Source organism: Brevibacterium senegalense, from assembly GCF_000285835.1.
Lineage (GTDB): Bacteria > Actinomycetota > Actinomycetes > Actinomycetales > Brevibacteriaceae > Brevibacterium > Brevibacterium senegalense.
Window position 1 is genome coordinate 1 of record NZ_HE978604.1, and the last position, 10,682, is coordinate 10,682.

At 70.7% G+C, this 10,682-nt stretch carries 11 protein-coding genes; 9 read left to right on the top strand and 2 right to left on the bottom strand.

Features of this window, described 5'->3' with window-relative positions:
• Window positions 1–81 precede the first annotated feature (81 nt).
• On the top strand, window positions 82–1,425 hold the full coding sequence (gene gdhA, locus HGBR_RS09370) for an NADP-specific glutamate dehydrogenase (RefSeq protein WP_026077478.1): 1,344 nt from the start codon (window positions 82–84) through the stop codon (window positions 1,423–1,425).
• Between the two features lie 7 nt (window positions 1,426–1,432).
• Here gdhA and HGBR_RS17325 read toward each other — a convergent pair whose 3' ends face one another.
• Window positions 1,433–1,957 carry a flavin reductase family protein gene (locus HGBR_RS17325; RefSeq protein ID WP_147522418.1) on the bottom strand — a complete coding sequence of 175 codons (525 nt, stop codon included), beginning with the start codon at window positions 1,955–1,957 and terminating at the stop codon, window positions 1,433–1,435.
• Between HGBR_RS17325 and HGBR_RS09380 the strand changes: the two genes are divergently transcribed.
• A complete protein-coding gene (locus tag HGBR_RS09380) occupies window positions 1,956–2,216 on the top strand; it encodes a DUF3039 domain-containing protein (RefSeq protein ID WP_026077479.1) in 261 nt (86 codons plus the stop codon). The two genes, HGBR_RS17325 and HGBR_RS09380, sit on opposite strands and share 2 nt — an antisense overlap.
• On the top strand, window positions 2,217–3,998 hold the full coding sequence (locus HGBR_RS09385; RefSeq protein WP_019159088.1) for a DEAD/DEAH box helicase: 1,782 nt from the start codon (window positions 2,217–2,219) through the stop codon (window positions 3,996–3,998).
• An 82-nt stretch (window positions 3,999–4,080) separates the two neighbouring features.
• On the opposite strand, the gene HGBR_RS09390 is transcribed toward HGBR_RS09385, so the two are convergent.
• Window positions 4,081–5,412 (bottom strand): nicotinate phosphoribosyltransferase, encoded by a 1,332-nt coding sequence (locus HGBR_RS09390; RefSeq protein ID WP_019159089.1) that lies wholly within the window; start codon window positions 5,410–5,412, stop codon window positions 4,081–4,083.
• Between the two features lie 93 nt (window positions 5,413–5,505).
• Between HGBR_RS09390 and clpS the strand changes: the two genes are divergently transcribed.
• The 6 genes from clpS (at window position 5,506) to HGBR_RS09420 (ending at window position 10,642) form a co-directional block, all read left to right on the top strand.
• Window positions 5,506–5,823: an ATP-dependent Clp protease adapter ClpS gene (gene clpS / locus HGBR_RS09395; protein WP_019159090.1), complete on the top strand. Its 318-nt coding sequence runs from the start codon at window positions 5,506–5,508 to the stop codon at window positions 5,821–5,823.
• On the top strand, window positions 5,820–6,533 hold the full coding sequence (locus tag HGBR_RS17330) for a DUF2017 domain-containing protein (protein WP_019159091.1): 714 nt from the start codon (window positions 5,820–5,822) through the stop codon (window positions 6,531–6,533). Before clpS ends, HGBR_RS17330 begins: the two co-directional genes overlap by 4 nt.
• Window positions 6,530–7,435, top strand: a complete 906-nt coding sequence (locus HGBR_RS09405; protein ID WP_019159092.1) for an MBL fold metallo-hydrolase — start codon at window positions 6,530–6,532, stop codon at window positions 7,433–7,435. The genes HGBR_RS17330 and HGBR_RS09405 overlap by 4 nt, the downstream gene beginning before the upstream one ends.
• The gene (gene rph / locus HGBR_RS09410) at window positions 7,432–8,184 is read left to right on the top strand and encodes a ribonuclease PH (RefSeq protein ID WP_019159093.1); all 753 of its coding nucleotides are present in this window, start codon (window positions 7,432–7,434) and stop codon (window positions 8,182–8,184) included. Before HGBR_RS09405 ends, rph begins: the two co-directional genes overlap by 4 nt.
• Window positions 8,185–8,200: 16 nt before the next feature.
• Window positions 8,201–8,809 (top strand): RdgB/HAM1 family non-canonical purine NTP pyrophosphatase, encoded by a 609-nt coding sequence (gene rdgB / locus HGBR_RS09415; protein WP_019159094.1) that lies wholly within the window; start codon window positions 8,201–8,203, stop codon window positions 8,807–8,809.
• Window positions 8,810–9,127: 318 nt separating this feature from the next.
• On the top strand, window positions 9,128–10,642 hold the full coding sequence (locus HGBR_RS09420; RefSeq protein ID WP_019159095.1) for an ABC transporter substrate-binding protein: 1,515 nt from the start codon (window positions 9,128–9,130) through the stop codon (window positions 10,640–10,642).
• Window positions 10,643–10,682 lie beyond the last annotated feature (40 nt).

Here is a 10,682-nt window from a genome sequence, read left to right on the forward strand (position 1 = left end):
CTCACCGGTTTTCCGGAGCCCGTGCTTCTCGGCATTCAGAATCATGTGCCCGGAGTGTTCCACGCATATATAGTTCGACCCATGAGTCTTCATCCAGCGCTGCGCCCCATGTACGACACGGTCCTGCACCGGAACCCGGGGGAGTCCGAGTTCCACCAGGCCGTGCTGGAGGTGTTCTACAGCCTGGGCGCTGTGGCTGACCGTCATCCGGACCTGGTGGGTTCCGGCGTCATCGAGCGCCTGTGCGAGCCGGAGCGGCAGATCATCTTCCGGGTGCCGTGGACGGACGACCACGGCAAAGCCCAGATCAATCGCGGCTTCCGGGTGGAGTACAACTCTGCGCTGGGCCCCTACAAGGGTGGCCTGCGCTTCCATCCCACGGTCTATCTGGGCATCGTCAAGTTCCTGGGCTTCGAGCAGATCTTCAAGAACGCGCTCACGGGCATGCCGATCGGTGGCGGCAAGGGCGGGTCGGACTTCGACCCCAAGGGCAAGAGCGACCTCGAGATCATGCGCTTCTGCCAGTCGTTCATGACAGAGCTGTATCGCCATCTGGGCGAGCACACGGATGTGCCTGCCGGCGACAGCGGTGTGGGCAGCCGGGAGATCGGATTCCTCTTCGGCCAGTACAAGCGGATCACCAACCGGTTCGAGGCCGGGGTGCTGACCGGCAAGGGCCTGGACTACGGCGGTTCGATGGTGCGCATGGAGGCGACCGGTTTCGGCCTCGTGTACTTCGTGCGCGAGATGCTGTCCGCCGCGGGCCGCTCGTTCGACGGCAAGCGCGTGATCGTGTCCGGTTCGGGCAACGTCGCCATCCACGCGGCGCAGAAGGCGCAGGAGCTGGGTGCGACGGTCATCGCGGCGTCGGACTCCGGTGGTTTCATCCACGACCCGGAGGGACTGGATGTGCGCCTCCTCAAGGATGTGAAACTGAACCGCGGTGCGCGGATCAAGGAGTACGCGGACGCTCGCTCATCTGCGACCTTCCACGCTGACGGCAGCATCTGGTCGCTCGAGGCCGACATCGCGCTCCCGTGCGCGACGCAGAATGAACTGGACGCGGATGCCGCCGCAGAGCTCGTGAAGAACGGGGTCATGCTCGTCGCCGAAGGTGCGAACATGCCGTGCACCCCCGATGCGATCAAGACGCTGGGGGAGAACGACGTGCTCTTCGGCCCCGGCAAGGCCGCGAATGCCGGCGGCGTCGCGACCTCGGCCCTGGAGATGCAGCAGAACGCGTCGCGCGATTCGTGGTCCTTCGCGCAGACCGACGCACGACTGGACGAGATCATGTCGGGCATCCACACGTCGTGTGCGGAGGCGGCTGAGGCCTACGGCGCTCCGGGCGACTACGTCGCCGGTGCGAACATCGCTGGCTTCCTGCGAGTCGCACGCGCGATGAGCGCTCAGGGCAACGTCTGAGCGTCACTCACCGCGGCGCGGGCCGATGGTAGGCGTCCGCCCAGTGCACGAGCGGCTCTGCGCCGTGACGTGACCCCACCGCCGTCACGGTCGCGGCGAGGATCGTGTGGGTGGCGACCTCGACCCGCTGCGTGATCCTGAGATCGAACCAGGCCACGGCACCGGAGACGACCGGGGAGCCGGAGGGGGCCTCGGCGGTGTCCAGGGGGTCCAGCAGCCCGCGCACCGGCTGTCCGGGTTCGCCCAGCCACTGGGCGATGCCCTTCTGCTGGGAGGCGAGGATGCTGAGGGCGCACGTGTCGACGGTCTCGAGCTGCTCGGCCATCCTCGAACCGCTGTAGACGCTCAGCGCCATCGTGGGTGGGTCGTACGACACATCCAGGAACGAATCGACCGTGATCGCGTACCGTGCGGACCCCAGTGAACACGCGAGAACCCCGACAGGGCGCGGGATGTCCTGCGCCGCGCTGCGATAGGCGTCGATGAAGGACGGGTCGGCCATGTCCGTGAGCGGTCCTAGAATGGGGTCCATGTCTGAAACATATCTCGCAGGCGGAGGCTCGGCCACGCTGGACCGCCAGGCGCAGGAGCAGCTGGTCGAACCCGGTGACCACGAGCGCTATTCGCACTACGCCCCCAAGGCGAAGATCATGGAGGCGATGATCAACGGGACCCCCGTCGTCGCCCTGTGCGGCAAGGTGTGGATCCCCTCGCGCGATCCGGAGCGCTTCCCCGTCTGCCCGCAGTGCAAGGAGATCTACGAGACCATGCCGGAAGGACCGCAGGAGTAGGTGTCGGCGCGCGTTCCCGGCACTCACGCCGCCGAACAGCTGCCGCCCGCCTTCCCCGAACGCGCTGCGTGGGGAACCGCCGGCAAGCTGCGCGCCTGGCAGGCTGAGGCGCTGGAAGAGTACTTCAGGACAGAACCACGGGACTTCCTGGCCGTCGCGACCCCGGGAGCGGGCAAGACGACCTTCGCGCTGAGACTGGGCGCCGAACTGCTGGCGCGGCGCGTCGTCGAGCGCGTCACCGTCGTCGCCCCCACGGAGCACCTCAAGGTGCAGTGGGCGGACGCCGCGGCGCGGGTGGGGATCCGCCTGGACCCCCACTTCAAGAACTCGCAGGGTCGGCACGCCCCCGGGTTCCACGGCGTCGCGCTCACGTACGCGCAGGTCGCTGCGAAACCGATGCTGCACCACAATCGCACCGCGGCCGCCCGCACCCTCGTGATCCTCGACGAGGTCCACCACGCGGGCGACAGCCTGTCGTGGGGTGACGCGATCCGCGAGGCGTTCGAGCCGGCACGCCGCCGCCTGTCCCTGACCGGCACGCCCTTCCGCTCCGACACGAGCCCCATCCCCTTCGTCGAGTACGCCCCGGATGAGGAGGGGATCCGCACGTCGAAGGCGGACTACACGTATGGGTACGCGCAGGCGCTGCGCGACGGAGTCGTCCGACCCGTCCTCTTCCTCGCGTACGCCGGCGAGATGCGGTGGCGCACGAAGGCCGGCGACGAGATGTCCGCCGTGCTGGGCGCAGAGGCCACGAAGGACATCCATTCCCAGGCCTGGCGCACCGCGCTGGACCCCAAGGGCGAGTGGATCCCCGCCGTGCTGCGCGCCGCCGACCGCCGCCTGTCGGAGGTCCGCCGGACCGTCCCGGACGCGGGCGGGCTCGTCATCGCGACGGACCAGACCGTCGCGCGTGCCTACGCGAAGCAGCTGCGGGAGATCTGCGGCGAACCGGTCACCGTCGTCCTGTCCGACGAAGCCGGGGCGTCCGAGCGGATCGAGGAGTTCCAGGAGTCCGACAGCCGCTGGATGGTGGCGGTCCGGATGGTGTCCGAGGGTGTCGACGTGCCGCGGTTGGCGGTGGGCGTGTACGCGACCTCGTCCGCGACCCCGCTCTTCTTCGCGCAGGCGATCGGCCGTTTCGTGCGCGCCCGCAAGCGGGGCGAGACGGCGTCGATCTTCCTGCCCAGCGTGCCCATCCTCATGGCGCTCGCGAACACCCTGGAGGCGCAGCGCGACCACGCCCTGGACCGGAAGCCGGATCCGGACGACGACGGGCTCGTCACGTTCGACGACGACGCGCTGGCGGAGGCGAACAGGTCGGAGAAGGCCAGCGACGACCTGCTGGGAAACTTCGAAGCACTCGACGCGCAGGCGAGCTTCGACAAGGTCCTCTTCGACGGCGGCGAGTTCGGCGCCGGGGGAGCGATCGGGTCCGAGGACGAATCGGACTTCATCGGGATCCCGGGTCTGCTGGAACCGGAACAGGTGACGGAGCTTCTGCGCAAGCACCAGGCCGAGCAGCAGACGCGGCGGCAGCGGGTGGCGGTGGCGGAGCCGGAGTCCACCCACGACGAGTTCGAGCACCGTGCCCTCAAGGAGGACCGGAATCGTCTGCAGACGCTCGTCGGGGCGTGGTCCCGGCGCACCGGGAAGCCGCACGCGACCATCCACGTCGAACTGCGGAAGGCCTGCGGCGGTCCCGCCGTCGCCGAGGCCACGCGCGAACAGATCCAGAATCGGATCTCGCGGCTGGAGGGCTGGTTCGTGGGACGGCGCTGACACGCAGCTCCCGCTGCGCGGGGCGTCCTGTCGCGCGGCCGGGAGGAGCGCGCCGGCCCGCCGGCCGCGCCCCTCCCGGCTCTCAGTCCTCGTAGTAGACCGTGGGGATGGCGGGCTCGCCGTCCTGGAGGCGCCGTGCGGTCCGGGGCAGCTCGGCGACCGACTCCGCGTGGCGCTCCCGGGCGCGGCGGACGCCCTCGCGCCCGGTGAACGTGTCGTCGATGGCGCCGTCGACGACCAGATCGACGAGGAGCTCGCGGCCGTCTGCGAGGTCCTCGGGGATCCGCGGGATGCCGATCGCCTCCTCCGTGGCGATCGGCCCGTCGAACACGCGCACCGCCTGCTTGCGGCCGCCGCGGCTGCTCTTGCCGTTCGACTTCTTCGCGACCGAGGTCCATTCGCCCGTGCCGTCGGATGAGTCCGTGTGGGCGACGAGCTTGTACACGAGGTTCGCGGTGGGGAATCCGGAGCCGGTCACAACGCGCGTGCCCACGCCGTAGGAGTCCACGGGCGCTGCGGCCAGCGCCGCGATCGCGTACTCGTCGAGGTCGCTCGTCACGGTGATCGAGGTGCCCGTCGCGCCCAGGTGGTCGAGCTTCGCGCGCACCTCCATCGCCTGGATGGCCAGATCGCCGGAGTCCAGGCGGACGCCGCCCAGAGAGGGGCCCGCGATGTCGACCGCGGTCTGCAGGGCGGTGTCGACGTCGTACGTGTCCAGCAGCACCGTCGTGTCCGCGCCCAGGGAGGCGATCTGCGCCTCGAACGCCTCGCGCTCCGAATCGTGGATGAGGGTGAACGAGTGTGCGGACGTGCCCAGGGTCGGGATCCCGTAGACCTGCCCCGCCTCCAGATTCGAGGTGGCGGAGAACCCTCCGACCGCCGTCGCACGCGCGGCGGCGACCGCGGAGATCTCGTGCGTGCGACGCGACCCCATCTCCGCGAGCGGTCGGCCGCCCGCGGCGTTCGTCATCCGCGAGGCGGCGGACGCGACGGCGGAGTCGTGGTTGAGCACGGAGAGGATGAGCGTCTCCAGCACCACCGCATCGCCGAACGAGCCCTCGACTGTGAGGACGGGGGAGCCGGGGAAGTACACCTCGCCCTCCGCGTAGCCGCGGACGGTGCCGGAGAACTCGTAGTCGCGCAGGTAGTCCAGCGTCGCGGCATCGACGATCGACTGCTCCTCGAGCCACCGCAGCTGCGCGTCGGTGAAGCGGAAGTCCGCCAGCAGCGAGAGGATCCGGCCGGTGCCGGCGACGACGCCGTAGCGCCTCCCGGAGGGGAGGCGACGGCCGAAGACCTCGAACAGGCTGCGCCGGTGGGCGGCACCGGAGTTCAGTCCCGCCTGCAGCATCGTGAGCTCGTACATGTCGGTGAGGAGGGCGCTCGAGGGGCGCCCTGCCGCGTGTGCACTCATGTCTGGATCCTAGAACACGGGCTTCGCGGACCGCGACGCGAGAGTGAGGCGGCGCACGTCGAGGAGCGACCCGCGACGGTTAAGGTAGGGGACGTGACAGAGCAGGAGGGGGCGACCGCAGTCGCGGAGCCGGACGTGCGAGGCGTCACCGCGCCGGTGCGGGACGTGCCGTGGGTGACCGTCGTGCTGAATGACCCGGTCAACCTCATGAGCTATGTCGAGTTCGTGTTCCGCGAGTACTTCGGATACACCCGGGAGAAGGCGCGGCGCCTCATGCTCGAGGTGCACGAGCGGGGCCGCAGCCGTGTGTCGACCGGCTCGCGGGAGCAGATGGAGAAGGACGTCCAGGCGATGCACGGATACGGCCTCTGGGCCGAGTGCCGGCCGTCGGACGATCGGGGGGACGCATGAGGATCATCCCCGACCCGAACCGCGGACGGATCGCCCTCCAGATGGAGGACCCGGAGCAGACGATCATCACGACGCTCCTGGCGGACGTGTCCCAGCTCCTCTCCGCCGACCTCCCCGAACCGGACGACGACCCGTTCCTGCGCCTCGTGGGCCATCTGGACCCCGACCAGGAGGTCACCCGGCCCCGTGATCCCGCACTGCTGCGACTCCTGCCGGACGCGGACTCCTCCGACCCGCAGCGCTCTGCGGAGTACCGACGGCTGACGGAACGGGACCTGCGGGAGTCGAAGCTCCACAGCATCCGCATCGCCCTGCACAGCCTGGGCCAGCACCCCGCTCCCATCTCCCTCGACCGCGACACCGCGCACGCGTGGATGCGGGCGCTCACGGACGTGCGGCTGGTCCTGGCCTCCCGTGTGGGCATCGCGAGCGACGAGGACGCGGTGCGCCTGCTGGGTGATGACCCGCACGCGGACGGCGCGGAGGTGAGCGAGACGGAGGAGGCGATCCTCAGCCTCTACGAGCTCACGACCTGGCTCCAGGAGCACATCACCCAGTTCATGCTCGACGGCCTGCCCGACGACGGTGAGGACCTCGACGACGGGGACGACGACCTCGGCGATCTCCCGGGCGACGGCGACGAGGACGCGCACGGTGCGGGCGGCGACGATCCCCGGGGTCCCGACGGCCCGCTCGGTGACCGCGGATGAGGCTCACAGCGGTCGGGACGTCCGGTTCGTTCCCCGGGCCGGGCAGCGCGGCCAGCTGCTACCTGCTGTCGTGGCACGCGGAGGGCCGGGACTGGCAGGTGGCGCTGGACCTGGGCTCCGGCGCACTGGGTGCGCTGCAGGCGCACGTGGACCCGGCGGACCTGGACGCGGTCGTGCTCTCGCACCTGCATCCGGACCACTGCCTCGACATGACCGGTCTCTACGTCCACCGGGTGTACGACCCGCGGACGTTCTGCGGGTCGGGCGACTCCGGCGAGGCCGCGCCCGTCCCTGGGGCCCGCTCCGACGCGGGGACTCAGCCACTCGCGGCCGTGCCTCAGCCGCCTGCCCCGCTGCCCGTGTGGGGCCCGGGCGGGACGGAGGAGCGGATCGCCCGGGCCTACCACACGGAGCCCGGGCTCAGCCCGGACGCGGAGACCGCGCACGCGACGGATCTGCGGGCCGCGTTCGATTTTCGCACGCTGACCGACCGTGCCCCCTTCGAGCTGGGCGGTGCGCGCTTCGAGCCGTTCCTCGTCCGCCACCCCGTCGAGTGCTACGCCCTGCGGGTGACGACACCGGACGGGGGAGTGGTCGTGTACTCGGGCGACACGGACGAGTGCGACGGACTGGACGCCGCGTCCGCGGCCGCGGACGTGCTCCTCTGCGAGGCGGCGTTCGAGGAGGACCGCGACACCGTCCGCGGCGTCCATCTCACCGGCCTGCGCGCGGGTCGCACGGCGCAGCGCGCCGGGGTCGCGCGCCTCGTCCTCACCCACATCCCGCCGTGGACGCGCGAGCACATCGTGCGCACGGAGGCGGAATCCGCCTATCCAGGCCCCATCGACGTCGCCGCCCCCGGCGCGACGTGGGACATCCCCAACGGAAGGAACCCCCTGTGACGTCTCCCGCCCGCTTCGACGGCCGTGCCCCCGACCAGCTGCGCGACGTGCGCATCACCCGCGACTGGCTGGACCACGCGGAGGGGAGCGTGCTCGTCGAGTTCGGCCGCACGCGCGTCCTCTGCGCGGCCTCCCTGTCGGAGGGCGTGCCGCGCTGGATGAAGGGCGAGGGCCGCGGCTGGGTCACCGGCGAGTACGCGATGCTTCCGCGCGCCACCCACACCCGCAGCTCCCGCGAGTCCGTCAAGGGCCGTGTGGGCGGCCGCACGCACGAGATCTCGCGCCTCATCGGCCGTTCGCTGCGCGCCGCCGTCGACATGGACAAGCTGGGCGAGAACACGCTGCAGATCGATTGCGACGTCCTCCAGGCGGACGGCGGCACCCGCACCGCCGCCATCACCGGCGCCTACGTGGCACTGGCGGACGCGATCGACACCGGACGTCGCCGCGGCTGGATCCCGGCCGCCGTCGATCCGCTCCTCGACTCGATCGCCGCCGTGAGCGTGGGCATCGTCGACGGCACGCCGGTCCTTGACCTGCCGTACGAGGAGGACGTGAAGGCGGGCACGGACATGAACGTCGTCATGACCGGCTCGGGCGCCTTCGTCGAGGTCCAGGGCACCGCGGAGGGCGTCCCCTTCGACCGCGACGAGCTGGGCCGTCTGCTGGACCTCGCCCAGACCGGGTGCGCACAGCTCGCCGAGGCGCAGCGGGCCGCGCTCGCCGCCCCGCGCGGCGCCGCCTCCTGAGCGGACGGGACCTCCCGTGAGCACTCCTGCCTTCGCCGAGGCCGTCCTCGCCACCCGCAACGCCGGCAAGATCCGCGAGCTCGAGTCCCTGCTCGCCGAGTCGCTGGGGCCCGTCCGCGTCCTGTCCGCGGACGAGGCCGCCCTGCCCGAGGTCGTCGAGGACGGCGTGACGTTCGAGGCGAACGCGCTCAAGAAGGCGCGCTCGGCGGCCCTGTCCTCTGGTCTGCCCGCCTTCGCGGACGACTCGGGCCTGGCCGTCGACGTGCTGGGCGGTGCGCCGGGCATCTTCTCCGCCCGCTGGGCGGGGACTCACGGCGACGACGCCGCGAACAATGCGCTGCTCCTCGCCCAGCTGTCGGACGTCCCGGACGCGCACCGCGGCGCCGCCTTCGTGTGCGCCGCCGCGTTCGTCACCCCGGACGGGACCGAGGTCGTCCGTGAGGGCCGCTTCACCGGTACCCTTCTGCGGGCCCCGCGCGGGGACGACGGGTTCGGCTACGACCCCCTGTTCCTGCCCGACGGGTCCGCTCTCACCGCCGCGGAGCTGGGCCCGGAGCGGAAGAACGCGATCTCGCACCGCGCGCTCGCCTTCCGCGCGCTCCTCGCGGCGATCCGCGCAGACTGAGGCGGGCGCTCCGACTGCGCTGAGCGGGGAGCCCCGACTGCGCTGAGCGCGGTGGTCCGGGCTCTGGGGCTCGGTTCGCCGTGCGCGTCGAACGGCACGTCATCGTGCCGTGCTTGCACGCGTGCGGGGTATTCTGAGCCTGGTCCACATCGTGAGACGATGATTCCGTAGTGCGATGTGGCGGGGGATACACTGTGGCGCATGCCTCAGTGGCGTTCGCGCTCGGACTCGAATCCGGGTCCGCGCCGGATCCGCGGGGCATCACACGAATCACCCCGCGCGGCGGAGTCTGCCGCCCGCCCGGTCGACAGGAGCACGATGTCCCGCTTTCTCGCAGCCGCAGCCGGTGCTGCAGCCCTCACTCTCACGATCACTGGCTGCAGCGCGGGAGCGGGCAGCAGCGCCGGCGGCGAGGGCGGTGAGGCGCGGACGGACATCGTCGTCGCGCACACCGCGGAGCCGGTGAATCTCGACTTCACCACGACGGACGGTGCGGCGATCCCGCAGGCGCTCATGGAGAACGTCTACGAGTCCCTCGTCCGCATCGACCAGGAGGGCGAGATCCAGCCGGCGCTCGCCACGGCGTGGGAGATCAGCGACGACCGCCTCACCTACACCTTCACCCTCGACCCGGAGGCCACGTTCTCCAACGGCGACCCGGTCACGGCGGAGGACGTGAAGTTCTCTTACGAGCGCGTGCAGTCCGACGACTGGACGAACGCGCTGGGCGCGAAGATGGACGTCGTCGACTCGATCGAGGCGCCCGACGAGGGCACGGTGGAGATCACCCTGTCGCAGCCGTCGAACACGTGGCTCTTCAACCTCGCCTCCCTCGTGGGCGCCGTCTTCCACCCGGACGAGGTCGACGACCTCGCGAACACCGCGGTGGGCTCCGGCCCCTACACGGTCGAGGAGTTCACCCGCGGCCAGCAGATCGTCTTCGCGAAGCGCGACGATTACGCGGGCGCCACCCCGGGCACGCTCGACACCGTGACCTTCCGGTACTTCGACGACGCCGTCGCCGTCTCGAACGCACTGAAGTCCGGCCAGGTCGACGTCATCGGCAACCTCCAGACGCCGGAGCTCACCCCGGAGTTCGAGGCCGACGACACGAAGCAGGTCGCGGTCGGCACGACGAACGGCGAGGTCGTCCTCTCCATGAACAACGCGGACGGCATCTTCGCAGACCAGCAGGCGCGCGAGGCCGTCCTCTACGGCATCGACGAGCAGGCGGTCCTCGACACGGCATGGGGCGGCTACGGCGAGCTGATCGGCGGCATGGTCCCGCCCACGGACCCGTACTACGAGGACCTCACGGACGTGTTCCCGCACGACGTCGAGCGGGCCAAGGAGCTCGTCGAGGAGGCAGGCATCGAGGGCGAGGAGTTCCGCTTCACCGTCCCCAACCGCCCGTACGCGCAGGCCTCGGCGGAGATCGTCGCCGCGCAGCTCGAGGCGATCGGCCTGAAGCCCACGATCGAGACCCAGGAGTTCCCGGCCGTGTGGCTCGAGGAGACGATGGGCAACCACGACTACGACATGTCGGTCATCAACCACGTCGAGGCGCGCGACCTGCTCACCGTGTTCGGCGACGGCTACTACACCGGCTACGACGCCTCGCGCATCGAGGACATCGCGGCCGACGCGGATGCCGGCACCGAGGAGGAGTACAACGAGGGCATGCAGGAGGTCGCGCGCACCATCACGGAGGACGCGGCCGCCGGTTTCCTCTTCCTCTTCCCCAACCTGGTCGTCGCGGACGCCGCGGTGACGGGCCTGCCCGTCAACGCCGTGTCCGACTCCTTCCAGATCTACGACCTGGCCTGGAGCTGAGCCGTGGGGCGCGGTGCGAGCCGGAAGGCCCGCACCGCGC